Below are 16,068 nucleotides of genomic sequence, written 5' to 3' on the forward strand. Positions count from 1 at the left end.
AAAGCCATCCAGCAATGCCATCCCATTATCGGGAGAGGGACGTTGCTGAATGGCTTTTTTCATTTTTCCGTTCTTTGATTGTGCCGTTGTCAATCAGGAAAATGACATCAGCGAGCTTCTCGGCTTCCTCACGATCATGGGTGACCAGCAGAAACGGGATGTTCCACATGGCGTGAAGGCGAAGCAACTCATCTTGGCATTGTTTACGGGTATCCGCATCCAGCGCGGATAAAGGCTCATCAAGGAGCAGAATGTCTGGTTCAGTCGCCAGCGCTCGTACAAGTGCCACCCGTTGTTTTTGTCCCCCGGATAACTGGTGAGGATATTTTTGCAACAGATGATCGATTCCTACCGTGGACAACAATGGTTCTACATTCAGCTCATGCCCCTTTTTCAAGCCGTAGCGAACATTTTGCTCGACGGTCATGTGAGGGAACAGCGCATAATCTTGAAATAAATACCCGATGTTGCGTTTTTGTACAGGGAGCGGCTTCTGTCCTTCTCGATAAAAGATGTTCTCGTTTAATTGGATTACACCCGCATCAGGATGAACCAGACCTGCAATACTGTTCAATATCGTTGTTTTGCCAGAGCCGGATGGTCCGAACAGCACGACAATTTCCTTTTGCACCGAAAAGGACACATCCAGAGTAAAATCAGGCAAACGCTTCTGTATGTGGACAAAGAGCAATGACCATTCACCTGCCTTACTTTTGATTGGCGTACCTGCGCACATTGCGACGACTCCACCAATTCAGCCAGAGAGTCGTACCCATCCCCAAGGAAACAATAATGACGACCCAAAACAATGCCTTATCCATTTGACCAGCCTCAACAGCAAAATAAATGGCGACGGGAATCGTATCGGTTTTCCCAGGGATATAGCCTGCGAGCATCAGCGTAGCGCCAAACTCCCCTAAACCACGTGCAAAAGAAAGAACAAACCCTGCCAACAGGCCAGGCCAAGCCAACGGAAAGGTAACGGTCCAGAATAATCGCCATTCGGAAGCACCCATCGTGCGTGCCGCATTCTCCAAACGGCGATCAACTCCTGTGAAAGCAGCGACTGCACTCTGATACATCAACGGAAAGGAAACGACAATCGAGGCAATAACGGCTCCTGTCAGCGTAAAGACGACGGTAATATTGAACCATTCATGCAGAAGCTGACCGAGAAAACCATTTTTTCCGAAAAGCAGCAACAAGCCGAAGCCAACAACAGTGGGAGGGAGAACAAGCGGAAGCAAAAAGAAGGACTCAAGCACATTCTTCCCCAAAAAATCTTTTTGTGTCATCCACCTTGCAAAAACCATCCCCAGGATGAATACAAAGGAGGTGGAGAGCGCAGCAACTTTAAGGGAGAGCATCAAAGGAGTAAGATTGGTTTCGATCACGCTTGCCACCTCCAATTCGATTCGTTTGGTTTATTGAAACCCGTACTTCTGTAAGATCGCTTTTCCTTTATCGCTTGTCAAGTAGGCTAGAAAAGCTTTTGCTGCATCTGGGTTCTTCGATGCGCTGACGACTGCACCTGGATAAACGATCGGCTTGTGCCATTCAGGCTTTGCTGTCGCCAAAACCTTAACATTTTTCGAAGCTGCGGCATCACTGGAGTAGACAATGCCGACTTCGGCGTTACCGGATTCTACGAAGGTCAAGACTTGGCGAACATCGCTGCCAAATACCATTTGTGCCGAAAGAGAATCCCACATTTTCAGCGTATCCAATGTTTCTTTTGCATATCGTCCTGCCGGGACTGTATCAGGCTCACCGACGGCAATATGCTTGATTGCTGAGTTGTTCAGCTCTTCAAAAGAAGAGATAGCGACAGCACTTGTGTTACCCGCAATGAGAACAAGCGAGTTTTGCGTGAAGTCTTGGCGTGTGTCTTTGGCAATCAGTTGCTGTTCCGCTAGACCGTCCATGTCTTTTTTACTTGCAGACAAAAATACGTCAGACGGAGCGCCTTGTGTAATCTGTGTAGCAAGTTTGCCAGAGCCTCCGAAGTTAAAGGTGAGGGTCGTTCCCGGGTGTTCCGTTTCGTATTGGATTTTCAACTCATTCAAGGCATCTGTCAAGCTGGCAGCAGCAGAAATCATCAGTTCTACCTTTGCTGCATCGGTTTTGGCTGGCTCACTTGTTTGTGGCGCTGTTTGCGTTGTCGAGCAAGCAGTCACCATCAAGCAAAATGCTGTCAATAAGGCTAACCAGTGCTTCTTCATAAAAAAGGACCCCCATAATTATATTTAGTTATAATTAATTATAACTGGATATAATTAGATTATATGGATTCGTAATGAATAATCAATTGCGATTTTACGACACTTGTTTGAAAATAGAGCAAAGGAGATAACGGAGGCGGGACATGAGTCAACAAAATTCTTACACCACCGAAGAAATAGCAAAAATTCTACGTATTTCTAAGCTGACGGTCTACGACTTGATTAAAAAAGGCGAGCTGCCTGCATATCGGGTCGGTCGGCAAATGCGCGTAGACGAAAGCGATCTGGAAGCGTACAAGGCGAAGGCAAAGGGGGAATACAGACAAGCCTCAGCCGTCAGCATCCCGCAGACAGGACAAGCTCAGCAGACGTCACGACATGAACAGGCTGGCACAGGTCGCAATATCATTATCAGCGGGCAGGATGTGAGCTTGGACCTACTGGCTGGGCATTTGGAGAAAAAGGATGAGGCATACCGACCGCTTCGCTCGTACGTTGGCTCTCTGAACAGCCTTGTGGCGATGTATACGGGTAAGGCTGATATCGTCAGCACTCACTTGTACGATGGGGATACCAATGAATACAATGTCCCGTATATTCGTCGCATTTTGTGTGGGCATCGTTATGTTGTCATCAATATGTTGTCACGTTGGGCCGGATTTTACGTTCAGGCAGGCAATCCGAAACAGATGAAAGCATGGAGCGATTTCACGAAGCCGGGCATTCGCATGGTCAATCGGGAAAAAGGGTCAGGTGCACGCACGTTGATTGAAGAGCAGTTTCGATTGGCAAAAATAGCGGGGAGTGACGTGATTGGCTATGAACGGGAAGAGTCCAATCACCTGGCAGTCGCAGGGGTAGTAGCACGGCGCGAGGCAGACGTAGGGGTGGGCATTGAAAAGGCAGCTTCACTCGTCGGAGTGGAGTTTGTCCCTACTATTCGTGAGCGATATGACCTCGTCTTGTTGAAATACAAGGACAACGAGCAGCTCATTCAGGCAGTGCTTGATGTTCTCGGGTCGCGTCCATTTCAAAAGGAACTGGAAGCAGTCGGGGGATATGATCTGAGCCAGACCGGAAAAATTATGTACGAAACCTGGTAAACACTAAAGTAAGCTGCCAATCATTACGATACAATGAGTGGCGGCTTTTTATTTTCACAGAAAGATCATCGCCAAATAAGGCGTTTTCTCTACAGAATCTCCTGAATTTCTACTCAGTTTGACATATATTTGCTACAATGAAACAAAAACATATAGCGCCTGCCGCCGGGCGATTTATTATATGGGGGCTGTCATGAAATCACTACATAAAACCAGCTTGCTCGTATGCGTGACGATCCTCGTTTTTTTCGGCTCAGTTGGGGTCGTCGCGTATTGGCCAGCCATTTCTCAAATCATTGCCATGAATCAATCACCTGAGGGGGAGCAAACGTTCGTCGATCCATTTTCATATGATCCGCCTCTGCCGTCTTATGTAAAGGATTTAAACCCGGTATATAAGATTCAAGCTGAATTACATACGTCTGAAGCAAAAATAACCGGAAACATGACATTGGAGTTCGATAATCCGAAAACGCCAGATGTACGATTGTATATTTACGATTACCTTTGGAACAAAATGACGGTGAAGTCGATTCGCTACAAGGACAAGCCGCTTTCTTTTGAACGTGGTCAATCGCTGGTGAAGCTGGCAAATCCTCTTGGTAAGGAGCTTCGTGGCGCTTTAACCATTGAATTTGAGAACCCGGTTCCACGCAGAGGCACACGTTTTGGGGTCAAAGACGATATATGGACGTTGACGACTTGGTACCCGATGCTTGGGGCCCAAAATCAAAAAGGCGTTTGGTATGACCCGCCGCAACGCGTTGATTTTGGTGATCCATTCGTCTACCACTATGGAGATTACGATGTGTCATTTACCTCTCCACAAGGCTACAAATGGGTCAGTTCGTGGGGCAGAGGGCAAACGAAGTCAATCGGTGGAAATAAGCAGCAAGTCCATTATCAAGCAAAAAATCTGTTGAACTTTGGATTGGTGGGAAGTCCGCTTTATCACATTGAAACGATTCAATTTGCTCCGAATTTAACGGTGGACATTGCTTCCGTGGATAAAGGTAACATTGAACGAATCAAGACCATTGCCCAATCGGTCTTTCCTACTTTCATCGACATGTATGGACCGTTGCCGTATCCGCATGTGGCGATTGCGGAAACAAGTACTGGAACGACGTACGCCATGGAATACGCAAACCTCGCTGTGTTCAAAAGAGACATGCATCACAACAATTTGATCGATCATTGGCTGCCGCATGAGGTAGGACATCTTTGGTGGTACAACAGTGTAGCTACCTTGGAGTCCTCGCATGGGTGGCTTGATGAGGGGCTGGTAGAGCTCGGTGTTTCCCATTACTTGCAGAAGCGTTATGGTGCTCAATCAGCTACGACTCTGCTGGATACGTACAACCGGGATGTCAAACGTTTGCAAGAGCGTTATCCAAATGGAAAGCTCGACAAGCCATTGCAGAGGTTTGCCACCGAAGAAGAGTTTAAGCTGACCTGGTATTCCCGGGGAGCACTCCTGTTCGACAACCTGCGCCGCAAAATCGGTGACGATGCCTATAAGCGATTCTTGCAGCGCGTCCAGCAAAATTATCATGGCAGTGTCATTGGTGCAGAGCATCTCGATCAGGCGCTTGGACAAACCTTGCAAGGGGAAGCGAAATATTTCACCCTGTATACCAACAGTGCAAATAAGAATGGCTTTGGTGCTGTTCAATTGGAACCCTATATCACCACAATCATTAATAACATGAGTTTTTATCCATCGATTCCAGCTCGGGTCACCCAAAATACGGTGTATATCCCGTTGCGAGAGCTCGGTGAGAAAATGGGATTAGCGATTAGCTGGGACGACAAGAAACAAATGATCCGCGTAAAAGGAAATGGACGCGAGGTATTTATAAAGGAACGGGAGCGCTTTGCTGACGTAGATGGGAAGCGAATCGATCTAGGCAGCCCGTTAATTGAGATCAAAGAACGTACGATGGTTCCACTGTCCTTTTTTGAAAAAGCATTGGGATATGAGACAGCGTACAATCAACAACAAAAAACGGTGAAGATCAATACATACCAAACGATTGGAAGGGCGGCAGAAACAAAATGAAAAACCTGGTGTTGGTCGGATTTATGGGAACGGGAAAAACCACGGTTGGCGCCGCACTCGCTGCCTCTTTGGGAATGAAGCATACGGACTTGGATGATGCGATTGTGGAAAGTGAAGGTCGGAGTATTCCAGAAATCTTCACGGATCAAGGAGAAGCGTATTTCCGAGACGTTGAGACGAAACGTCTGGCGCAATTACTGGCAGTAGGATCTCAGGTAGTAACAACTGGGGGAGGAGCTGTATTGCGGAAGCAAAATGTAGAGATGATGATGGAGCATGGCATCGTCATCGCGCTGCATGCCACGGAAGAGGAGCTCATCAAGCGTTTGGAAAATGATACAGGCCGGCCGTTGTTGGCAGGAGGAGTCGCAACCAGGGTAAAAGCCTTAATGACGGAGCGCGCAGGTGTATACGATTTCGCTCCGATTCAGGTGGATACGACAGGAAAGAGCCTTTCCGATATCGTGATGGAAATTGCGAGCCAAGTGGTTGAAAGAACACAGGACGGGGAACAATAGAGGGGACAGAGCTTGCGCCGTGGTGGAATCCACGAGTAAGAAGGAGGTCAAGTGCGATGTCCTTTCAGGAATATTTAAAGTACCTGACGAAACTGTTTGTCCAGTACATGGACACCCCAAAAGATGAACGCCGTTTGCGTAAGACTCCACGGGAGTCCTGGTCGTCACGCTGGTTTGGTGCCATTCCCATGTCCATTCGACTGTTGTGGCGCAAATAAAATTCGTAAACCTATCATGAACGAGACGGAGGGTGCATATGGCGAGAGTAGCGGTAGAAAATTCCCTGTCTGAAGTGTGCAAGATGCTGCGTCAAAATGGTTATGAAGTTGTTGATCTGGGCAACTGGCAGCAGGTGGTAGATGCGATTGTCATTACAGGACAGGATATCAACGTACTGGGTGATCAAAACAAAACGATTACTGGAGCTCCCGTCATTAATGCAGAGGGTATGACGGTCAATGAAATTTTTCATGCCGTTCATGAACGTCTCTCTCCTACAGAACATCGGTGAATAGAAAACGTAAAAAAACAAGCTCTCCAACCGGTTATTCGGCAGGAGAGCTTGTTTCGTTTACGAAAAATCGTCCGACGCGATGGGCATACGAATACGGAACAAAGCGCAGGCCCTCATCCCATACGCCGACATAAGCATTTTGATCATTCCATAAATGCAGGGACCCCACGACAAAGGGTGCCAAAACCTGTGACTGATGAATCGGGACGGCTAATGTTACCGGTGAGGTATAATCTTGCTGCCATAATTGGTTCCAGGACACGTCCGTATCCGTTGTACTCATTTGGCTGACCCACCCGATATGATCAAAAGGATCAGACTCGGCTGCGCTTAAAATTCTCATTTGAGTCAGGCGTTGGCCATTTTGTATGAGCTGCTCGCCTGCAAAAGCATCGACAGTGGGTTCACTAATATGAAAAGAAGTGGGGTACATTTCTCCCGTTTTTGCATTGACCATTTGTGTATCTGACTTTTGGGTGATCAGCCAGTAGGAAGCGAACCCGTCATAAACTGGCTCTGCCGCGATTTCCTTCGGAGCAAAAGCGTCATCGAACAAGATGTACTCCCCGACACCGTATTCCAGCAGAACAAATTTTTCATGGGTAGTGGAATCAGGTGCTTCTCCTATCACCAAATATCCTACTTGCTTGTCCGCTTTTTTTATACTTACCAGCCATTGATGCTGTCCCGCACCTAGTGTTTGCACGTCCGTCTTTGCGCCTTGCCATTGCTTGAATTGAGGGTCTCGGCTTGCGATTGCATCCATCCATTCTCGAATTTGTGCTTGGAATTGCTTGTCCCAGCTAGCTTCGTCTTGCGCAAAAGCTGGTGAGGAAAGCAGCATTAGAGCCAAAAGAGCAGCGATAAAAGGAAAAAATCGTCTGGTCACAACTATGCACCACCTTTTGTAAAGGCTTAACCTATTCCTATTGTAACCAGCTATGACAAAAAGATTTGTTGCAACGTGTCTTTTCTGTTTCACATTTTCTCGTTGATCTTTTACATGATTCGCCCTGATGCGGGGAGATGTCGCATGCTTTTTGCTTTCGATGACCGCATGAGCGGAGGAACGGAAGATAAATAGAACAAGCCACCGTTAATGAACGAAACCTCGATCCGCGGCTCGTATTGCCATGCCAGCTCATCTTTTCTACGTTGTCGCTCCTCATCTGGTGTGCTCTTTTTCCACTCTGCTTGATTAACCTCTTCGCGTGGAGTGATTTGGATTCCGTTTGTACGTAAAAAGTCGAGGATTCGTCCGCCAGACGCCCGGTATTCGTCAAAAGATACGGGCTGTTCGACAGAAGTTGGTCCAGCTGGATCAGGCTCGGGGTGCAGGGCTTCTTGCTCGAGTGACGGCTGAGCTTCCGGCTGCCCTGCTTCTTCTTCGGCTTCGTCTGTGTTTGTCTGCTGATTTTCCGGTTCGCGTCGTGCCAATTCTTCATAGTACGCTTCCAAGATGGCCAACTCTTCACGCAAACGTGTGCGCGCTTCCTCTGCCCATTGCTGATCTTCTTGTTCCAGTGTATGTTCGACTTCCTGCTGTGCCATTTGGAGGGCTTCCTGTATGGTAACCTTCCGATCCAATGTGTAGTAGTAGTCAGGGATCGCAGGGGTCAGGGAAAGTGAAAATAAAAACGATGTGAAATCCGTCACCAGCCGTGGCTGATGCAAATTAATCCCCAGGTACAATAAAATGTCCCGTCGCTTGTCACAGAGCAGAGAAATCTTTAAGTTCATCCCGAGCCAAGGCACGAGAGGGGTTGACCGACGCTTGCCAGCATTACCTAAAAGGCCCCCCTGTTGCTCGTACATACAGATAAAGCTGCCGTGCTTTTTGGCTGAAGCGAAAATTTGTTGCATGCGTGTAGCGCCTATATGCAGATGCTCGGATCGCAAGCCTTCAGGCGTGCAATCCGGATGAAAAGTAAAGGTGAGCACCAATGGCTGATAAGCCAAATTCATCTTATCTACCCAGCTCCAGTAAAAAGGGCGATTGCCGATATCTTTGTCCACCTCGACAGGGAGCTTGACTGTGAAATAATCCGGGTGAGACTCGACGATATGGGCAGAAAAAGTCGCCAAATAGCGCTCGACAAATTGTCTGACCTGTTGTTGCTGCATCAGGAGACCTCATTTCTTTTTCGTTTCCAACAAGAATTATTGGTCAGCCGCCTCAGAAAGCGGGACGGCTTCTTTTGTTATTTTGCTTGCCCGAATGGCGTGTCCAATGTTATCGAGCTTCAGCGCCATTTCTTTGGACGAACGGGAATCCATAATGATTTGAATCAGATTATCTTCCAAGGAGTGATTTAGATTCAGGCGTTCCACAATATCATCGAGTTCACCGATGACCATTTCAAACAGATCGATTTTTTCATACAGCAGCTTGAGAATATGCTCCTCGATCGTTCCTGTTGTCGATAAATTGTAAATGTGCACATCCCTTTTTTGACCCAGTCGATGGACGCGACCGATTCGTTGCTCCACTCGCATGGGATTCCAAGGCATGTCGTAATTAATCACCTGATTGCAGAACTGCAAATTGATACCTTCGCCGCCTGCTTCCGTCGCGATCAGGACTTGTGCTCGGTTTTGGAAAAGATCAGTCATCCAGTCCTTTTTGCTGCGTTTAAAGCCGCCGCGAAAGGGGACAGAAGTAATGCCGTGGTCATGCAAATATTTTTGCAGATAGTTTTGTGTTGCCCGGTACTCTGTAAAAATGATCACTTTGTCGTTGATTTGTTGAATGAGCTCAACCGCTTTGGCAGCTTTGGAATGCGTCTCAATTTGTTTGATCATCTCGACTAGCTCAAGAATTTGCGTACGCAGGGGAGAGTCCTCGCCAGTGCGCTGGTGCATATTATACAGCGTCATAAACGCAGCTTCCTTACTTGAACAGACCTCACGCTGCAAGGTAATCAAAGCGAGGGAGTTGAAGCCCCCAACCCCCAATCCAGTTTGGTACTGCTCGCGGACAAAGCGGGTCACGCCTTCGTACAACGTCATTTCCTCAGGCGAAAGGTCAATCGGAATGGACTGAACGCGGCGGCTGGTAAATTGGATACCGCCATCACTTCGTTTGTTGCGAATCATGACCTTTTCAATTTCTTCCCGCAATTTCTCGCTGTTTTTGGATTGACGTTTGCCCTCTACGTAATTGGTAGAGAAGGTGGAAGTATGGCCGAGGTGACCTGGCTTTAACAAATTGATGAGGTTGTATAGCTCGTCCATCTCATTTTGAATGGGGGTGGCTGTAAGGAGCAGGCAATATTTTTTGCGGATCTCTTTGACGAACTGATAGTTGCGTGTCCGTTTATTTTTGAGTTTATGGGCCTCGTCGATGATCAGCATATCGTAATCGATGTCGAGTACGTGTCGCCTGTGCGGATCTCGTTTTGCTGTATCTATCGATGCGACCACGACTTCGTGCTGGCGCCACATATATTCTTTTTTTTGTGCGACGGCTGCAATGCCGAATTTTTGATGAAGCTCTTTTGTCCATTGAATCACGAGAGAGGCCGGAACCAGGACGAGAATTTTTTTAGCCAAGCCGCGAACCATATACTCTTTCATGATCAATCCTGCTTCGATCGTCTTTCCCAGACCGACCTCATCTGCGAGAATGGCACGACCGCGCATTTCTAGCAGGACGCGTTTTGCTGTGTCCAACTGGTGAGGGAATGGCGATAAGAGTGGGAGGTATTTCAGACACTGTAGCTGGTCAAATTCGTGAACAGCCATCGCTTCCTCCGCTTCCAATGAGAGCTTGAACAGCTCCCACTTATCCCAGGGGCCATCTTCTTGCATGCGTTCTGTAAGCGTATTGATCCAACTCGTATCAAATGAAATAGGAACATTCGGCATATAAGATACTCCTTTTCATAGCTCTGCCATAACTTTCATGGTAAATGACAAAAAACTGAACGTTTATCTATTGTCAATGTGTTTTGTTAAGTTTTTCTGAATCTGACTGTTAATTTGTATATTTTCAACTTTGGACTCTCATGGTAGGATAAAGAGGTAGTACATCCCTTAGTATGGAAATGACAGCAGAAACTTATGTATGACCATGAAACAACCGCGAATGATGGTAGTAGGGAGAGACTGCTTGAACGTTTGGCAGCGCCGAAGGAGCAAGCCGGTAAACGGTGAATCTCTCAGGCAAAAGTACCTCTACCGGACGCAACTCTGGAGAGAGCTCACATGAGCCACCAAAGGGGAAACTTGCAAGTGGGGAACGATGTAACCCCCATCTGATTCGCAAGGTAACTCTCAGGTACCAAGGACAGAGGAGGAGAAATGGGCACCATTCAATTTGGTGTACCCGTTTTTCCCCCTCTGTTTTGTTTTGGTCGATAAGACTCCTATCGACATAAGTGCAACGAAGGCCTCGCCAAAGGCTCAGCGAAGCCAAGTTTTCTAAGATCTTATTGTTCACAGGAGGTGCCACATGTCCAATTTGAAACGTACGCCACTATTTGATTCTTATGCAAAGTATGGCGCGAAAACCATCGACTTCGGTGGTTGGGATCTGCCAGTGCAGTTTACAAGCATTGGTCAAGAGCATGAAGCCGTTCGGACAAAAGCTGGTCTATTTGATGTTTCCCATATGGGAGAAGTGGACGTAAAAGGGGAAAACGCTCTTTCTTATCTCCAGCGTGTGACTACGAATGACGTGTCCAAGCTGCAAGTCGGGCAGGCGCAGTACAGTGTGCTTTGCTACCCGGATGGGGGGACGGTAGACGATCTGCTTGTTTACAAGTATGCAGATGATCATTACCTGCTCGTCATCAACGCGGGGAACATCGACAAAGACTATGCGTGGCTAGAAGAACATCTGATTCCAGGCGTAACGATTGAGAATATTTCGCCACAAACAGCACAAATCGCGATTCAAGGTCCTTTGGCAGAGCCCATTCTGCAAAAGCTGACGACTACAGACTTGTCTCAAATCGGTTTTTTCCGTTTTGAGCGTGATGTGCAAGTGAGTGGCATTCCGGCATTGGTCTCTCGCACTGGCTATACTGGCGAAGATGGCTTCGAGATTTATTTGGATGCCGATCGTGCAGCAGAGCTGTGGGACATTTTGCTGGATGCCGGAAAAGATGAAGGTCTGTTGCCGTGCGGTCTCGGTGCGCGCGATACGCTTCGCTTTGAAGCCAAGCTGCCATTGTACGGTCAAGAGCTCAGCAAAGACATTACGCCGATCGAAGCGGGCATTGGCTTTGCTGTCAAGGTAGACAAAGAAGTGCCGTTCATCGGTCAAGAAGTACTGAAGGCACAAAAAGAAAACGGAGCTCCACGCAAGCTGGTAGGGATCGAAATGATCGATCGTGGGATTCCGCGCACGCATTACCCTGTCTATGTGGGGGAAGAGCTCATTGGCGAAGTGACAACGGGAACACAATCCCCAACCTTGAAGAAAAACGTCGGTCTCGCTCTCGTAAAAACCGAGCATACTGCGCTAGGTACACAAGTAGAAGTAGAAATCCGCGGAAAACGTCTGAAAGCAGAAGTCGTTGCCGCTCCATTTTATAAACGCCCAAAAAACTAAACGATCCACCACATACATCCTTTTAGAGGAGGACAACGTCCGTGAAATACCGCTACTTGCCCCAAACTGATCAGGACAAGCGCGAAATGCTGGAAACCCTCGGCATTTCGAGTGTAGAAGAACTGTTTGCTGATATTCCGGAAGAAGTGCGCTTCAAAGGTGCTTTGAATATTCCAGAAGCACTTTCCGAGCCAGATTTGGTGAAGTATTTTACACACCTCGCAAATAAAAACGTAAACTTCAGCACGCATGTTAACTTTCTAGGTGCGGGTGTTTATCAACATTACACGCCGAGCACAGTCAATCACATGCTGCTCCGCGGTGAATTCTTTACCGCTTATACACCTTACCAGCCAGAAATCAGCCAAGGTGAGCTGCAAGCTATTTTCGAGTTCCAAACGATGGTATGTGAGCTGACTGGCATGGAGGTAGCCAACTCCTCGATGTATGACGGCGCGACTTCTTTGGCAGAGGCAGCAATGATGGCTGCTGGCCATACTGGCAAAAAGCGCGTAATCGTTTCCCGTGCTGTACATCCAGAAGCGCGTGGCGTTTTGAAAACATATGCGTATGGTCAAAATGTTGAGCTGGTTGAAGTAGGTATCAACAGCAATGGCGTTACGGATACAGCGGCTCTGGAAGCGCTTGTCGATGAAAACACAGCAGCGGTCATCGTGCAGTATCCGAACTTCTTCGGAAACGTAGAGGACTTGGGAGCGATTGAACCAATCGCGCACGGAAAAGGTGCACTGTTGATTACATCCTCCAATCCGCTTGCTCTGGGTGTACTGGAGGCGCCGGGCAAACTGGGCGCAGATATCGTAGTGGGCGACATGCAGCCATTCGGTATCCCAGCATCCTTTGGTGGACCACATTGCGGATACTTTGCTACGACATCCAAACTGATGCGCAAAATGCCAGGTCGTATCGTCGGTCAAACGAAGGACGAAAATGGCAAACGCGGCTTCGTTTTGACGCTGCAAGCGCGTGAACAACATATTCGTCGTGAAAAAGCGACTTCCAACATCTGCTCGAACCAAGCGCTGCTCGCATTGGCTGCTTCTATTGCCATGACAGCACTCGGCAAACAGGGTGTACAAGAAATGGCGATGATGAATCTGCAAAAAGCTCATTACGCCAAGAATGCCCTGCAAGCAAAAGGGTTGGAGATCGTATTCACTTCTCCATTCTTCAACGAGTTTGTGGTGAAGCTGAACAAACCAGTTGCAGAAGTAAACAAAGGCCTGTTGGCTGCAGGAATCATCGGGGGCTATGATCTCGGTCTCGACTATCCAGAGTTTGCAAATCATACCTTGCTTGCAGTAACTGAGCTGCGAACCAAAGAAGAAATCGACACATTGGCGGCTGAATTGGAGGCGATCACACGTGCGTAACGACCAGGAGAAAGCACTGATTTTTGAAATGAGCAAGCCAGGCCGTGTGGGCTACAATTTGCCGGCTTTGGATGTTCCAGAAGTAGAAGTAGCAAGCCTTTTGCCAAAGCACCTCATTCGTGAAACCCCGGCTGAGCTGCCAGAGGTATCTGAGCTGCAATTGGTTCGTCACTATACAGAACTGTCTCGTCGCAACCACGGGGTAGACAATGGCTTCTATCCGCTTGGTTCTTGCACGATGAAATACAACCCGAAAATTAACGAAGACGTTGCCCGTTACGCAGGCTTTGCGCAGACACATCCGTACCAACCGGAAGAAACCGTACAGGGTGCTTTGGAGCTGTTGTACAACCTGCAAGAAGAGCTGGGTGAAATTACAGGCATGGACGCAGTTACTCTGCAACCAGCCGCTGGTGCTGCGGGTGAGTGGACAGGTTTGATGATGATCCGCGCCTACCACGAGAGCCGTGGGGAAGGCCATCGTACCAAAGTAATCGTGCCGAACTCCGCACACGGTACGAACCCGGCATCTGCTGCTGTAGCTGGTTTGGATACCGTAACCATTGCATCTGACGAGCGTGGATTGGTTGACATTCAAGCGCTGCGTGATGCAGTAGGACCTGACACGGCTGCTTTGATGCTGACGAACCCGAACACACTCGGATTGTTTGAAGAAGATATCGTGGAAATGGCGAAAATCGTCCATGAAGCTGGCGGCCTCTTGTACTATGATGGTGCGAATGCGAACGCGATTTTGGGAATTGCCCGTCCGGGAGACATGGGCTTCGACGTGGTGCATCTGAACTTGCACAAAACGTTTACAGGACCTCACGGCGGTGGCGGTCCAGGTGCAGGTCCGGTCGGCGTGAAAAAAATTCTCGAGCCATTCCTGCCTACCCCAATCGTAGCGAAAAAGGAAGACGGCAGCTTCTACTGGGACAGCAATCGTCCGGCTTCCATCGGTCGCGTAAAAGGCTACAACGGAAACTTCGGTATTCTCGTTCGTGCGTACAGCTATATCCGTACGATGGGGCCAGAAGGCTTGCTGCAAGTTTCCCAAAACGCGGTTCTCTCCGCCAACTACATGATGCGTCGTCTGGCAACGGCTTATCATCTGCCATTTGATCGCGTCTGCAAGCATGAGTTCGTCCTGTCTGGAGTGAACCAGAAGAAGCTGGGCGTACGCACGCTCGATATCGCAAAACGCTTGCTCGACTTCGGTTATCACCCGCCAACGATCTACTTCCCATTGATCGTGGACGAGTGCCTCATGATCGAACCGACCGAAACCGAGACAAAAGAAACACTCGATGAGTTCATCGACGTCATGCTGCAAATTGCCCGCGAGTGCGAGGAAACGCCAGAAATCGTTCAGGAAGCTCCTCATACGACTGTGGTCAAGCGTTTGGATGAAGCGACAGCGGCAAGAAAGCCAATCCTGCGTTATCAGCCGCAAGCATAATCCTAGATTCCAGGAAAAGTCGCCTGTTGTTACGGGCGGCTTTTCTTTCCGCTCAAAATTAGAGCATCAAAGGCTTGCCGTCCCTCGTGCCAGAAGCGTACAATGAAGGCGTTGTGAATGAGGAGGTACATAGATGGAACAGTGGCGCTATATCGTGACCGAAGCCATGTCACCCGCGATGAATATGGCAGTAGATGAAGCAATTTTGCAGTTGCACAGTGAGGGGAAGGTTCTACCGACCGTTCGTTTTTACACGTGGGACCCGGCGACACTGTCTATTGGTTATTTCCAGAAGGCCATCAAGGAAATCAATCTGGAGGAAGTTCAAAATAGAGGACTGGGCTTTGTTCGCAGAGCGACAGGAGGGCGTGCTGTTCTCCACGATCAGGAGCTGACATACAGTGTCATCGTGTCCGAAGAGCATCCGAAAATGCCTTCGAGCGTGACAGAAGCATACAAAATCATCAGCTTGGGACTTCTCCACGGATTCCAAAACCTGGGTCTCTCGGCGGAAATGGTTTCCTTGGCAAGTGAAGAGGAGAAGGAAAAGTACAATTCTCCAGGGTCATCCGCCTGCTTCGATTCTCCCTCTTGGTATGAACTCGTGGTAGAGGGGAAAAAAGTAGCCGGAAGCGCGCAAACCCGACAAAAGGGTGTTATCCTTCAGCATGGCTCTATCCTGCTTGATATGGACGTAGATTTGCTATTCTCACTCTTGCATTTCCCATCCGAACGGGTAAAACAACGGATGATCAATAGCTTCCGACAAAAAGCCGTGACGATCAACGAAGTAAGCCCTCGGCCAATCAGTCTGCAAGAATCTATCGAGGCGTTCTCAAAAGGCTTTGCATCCGGACTGGAAGTGGAGCTGATTCCTTCAACGCTTACGGACGAAGAACTCGCTTTGGCAGAAGAACTTGTGCGTACGCGCTATGCCACAGACGAATGGAATTTGCGTCGTTAAAAAAGAGTAGCTCTCTCGGATTTATGTGCATACCGGGAGAGCTTTTTTTCATTACACGAGTATGTCCAGTGAAAATAATGTACTAGAATCGAATTTACGGGCAGGATGATCAAATACAGTAGAAGGAAGAAAATACACTATTTTTGATTTAGTCCCCACCCTTTTTTGTAACGTGTCGTTACTCTATTTGTACTGGGAGTTCGGTTATAAAGTCTTTATGGTTTGAAGAAGCATAATTATTCGGAAGCGAAACTTCGTATACATTATTCTCT

General features: G+C 48.1%; 15 protein-coding genes and 2 riboswitches. Of the genes, 9 read left to right on the forward strand and 6 right to left on the reverse strand.

The genetic code is table 11. The features are described from left to right. Positions 1-25 precede the first annotated feature (25 nt). From M3630_RS08110 to modA, 3 genes are read right to left on the reverse strand one after another with little or no spacing between them, the layout of a single operon-like run. A complete protein-coding gene (locus tag M3630_RS08110) occupies positions 26-691 on the reverse strand; it encodes an ABC transporter ATP-binding protein (RefSeq protein ID WP_251251958.1) in 666 nt (221 codons plus the stop codon). 16 nt (positions 692-707) lie between these two features. Beyond that, positions 708-1,394 carry a molybdate ABC transporter permease subunit gene (gene modB / locus M3630_RS08115; protein ID WP_251251788.1) on the reverse strand — a complete coding sequence of 229 codons (687 nt, stop codon included), beginning with the start codon at positions 1,392-1,394 and terminating at the stop codon, positions 708-710. Positions 1,395-1,424: 30 nt separating this feature from the next. Beyond that, positions 1,425-2,222 (reverse strand): molybdate ABC transporter substrate-binding protein, encoded by a 798-nt coding sequence (modA, locus tag M3630_RS08120; RefSeq protein ID WP_251251789.1) that lies wholly within the window; start codon positions 2,220-2,222, stop codon positions 1,425-1,427. A 143-nt stretch (positions 2,223-2,365) separates the two neighbouring features. Here modA and M3630_RS08125 point away from each other — a divergent pair, with 143 nt between their 5' ends. From M3630_RS08125 to M3630_RS08145, 5 genes are all read left to right on the forward strand, one after another. After that, positions 2,366-3,325, forward strand: coding sequence for a helix-turn-helix transcriptional regulator (locus M3630_RS08125; protein WP_251251790.1), 960 nt, complete (start codon positions 2,366-2,368; stop codon positions 3,323-3,325). 193 nt (positions 3,326-3,518) lie between these two features. Next, the gene (locus M3630_RS08130) at positions 3,519-5,387 is read left to right on the forward strand and encodes a stalk domain-containing protein (RefSeq protein WP_251251791.1); all 1,869 of its coding nucleotides are present in this window, start codon (positions 3,519-3,521) and stop codon (positions 5,385-5,387) included. Further along, entirely contained in the window at positions 5,384-5,905 is a 522-nt protein-coding gene (locus M3630_RS08135) for a shikimate kinase (protein WP_251251792.1), read from the forward strand. Before M3630_RS08130 ends, M3630_RS08135 begins: the two co-directional genes overlap by 4 nt. 56 nt (positions 5,906-5,961) lie before the next feature. Beyond that, positions 5,962-6,123 (forward strand): YqzE family protein, encoded by a 162-nt coding sequence (locus tag M3630_RS08140; protein WP_007725773.1) that lies wholly within the window; start codon positions 5,962-5,964, stop codon positions 6,121-6,123. A gap of 38 nt (positions 6,124-6,161) precedes the next feature. After that, on the forward strand, positions 6,162-6,416 hold the full coding sequence (locus M3630_RS08145) for a YkuS family protein (protein WP_106785704.1): 255 nt from the start codon (positions 6,162-6,164) through the stop codon (positions 6,414-6,416). Positions 6,417-6,450: 34 nt separating this feature from the next. Here the strand turns inward: M3630_RS08145 and M3630_RS08150 are convergent, their stop codons facing one another. The 3 genes from M3630_RS08150 to M3630_RS08160 all read right to left on the reverse strand — a co-directional run bounded on the left by M3630_RS08150 (position 6,451) and on the right by M3630_RS08160 (position 10,286). Further along, the gene (locus M3630_RS08150) at positions 6,451-7,308 is read right to left on the reverse strand and encodes a hypothetical protein (protein WP_251251793.1); all 858 of its coding nucleotides are present in this window, start codon (positions 7,306-7,308) and stop codon (positions 6,451-6,453) included. 110 nt (positions 7,309-7,418) lie between these two features. Beyond that, a complete protein-coding gene (locus M3630_RS08155) occupies positions 7,419-8,543 on the reverse strand; it encodes a YqhG family protein (protein WP_251251794.1) in 1,125 nt (374 codons plus the stop codon). A gap of 36 nt (positions 8,544-8,579) precedes the next feature. Then, positions 8,580-10,286, reverse strand: a complete 1,707-nt coding sequence (locus M3630_RS08160) for a DEAD/DEAH box helicase (protein WP_251251795.1) — start codon at positions 10,284-10,286, stop codon at positions 8,580-8,582. A 220-nt stretch (positions 10,287-10,506) separates the two neighbouring features. After that, positions 10,507-10,605, forward strand: a riboswitch (glycine riboswitch). Further along, positions 10,606-10,721, forward strand: a riboswitch (glycine riboswitch). 151 nt (positions 10,722-10,872) lie between these two features. On the opposite strand from M3630_RS08160, the gene gcvT reads away from it, so the two are divergent. From gcvT to M3630_RS08180, 4 genes are all read left to right on the forward strand, one after another. Beyond that, on the forward strand, positions 10,873-11,976 hold the full coding sequence (gene gcvT / locus M3630_RS08165) for a glycine cleavage system aminomethyltransferase GcvT (protein ID WP_251251796.1): 1,104 nt from the start codon (positions 10,873-10,875) through the stop codon (positions 11,974-11,976). Between the two features lie 41 nt (positions 11,977-12,017). Continuing rightward, positions 12,018-13,370, forward strand: a complete 1,353-nt coding sequence (gene gcvPA / locus M3630_RS08170; RefSeq protein WP_173609633.1) for an aminomethyl-transferring glycine dehydrogenase subunit GcvPA — start codon at positions 12,018-12,020, stop codon at positions 13,368-13,370. Beyond that, positions 13,363-14,832, forward strand: coding sequence for an aminomethyl-transferring glycine dehydrogenase subunit GcvPB (gcvPB, locus tag M3630_RS08175; RefSeq protein ID WP_173609632.1), 1,470 nt, complete (start codon positions 13,363-13,365; stop codon positions 14,830-14,832). Before gcvPA ends, gcvPB begins: the two co-directional genes overlap by 8 nt. A gap of 133 nt (positions 14,833-14,965) precedes the next feature. Beyond that, the gene (locus M3630_RS08180) at positions 14,966-15,796 is read left to right on the forward strand and encodes a lipoate--protein ligase family protein (RefSeq protein ID WP_251251797.1); all 831 of its coding nucleotides are present in this window, start codon (positions 14,966-14,968) and stop codon (positions 15,794-15,796) included. Positions 15,797-16,068: the final 272 nt, after the last annotated feature.

Source organism: Brevibacillus sp. MER 51 (assembly GCF_023714195.1).
Lineage (GTDB): Bacteria > Bacillota > Bacilli > Brevibacillales > Brevibacillaceae > Brevibacillus.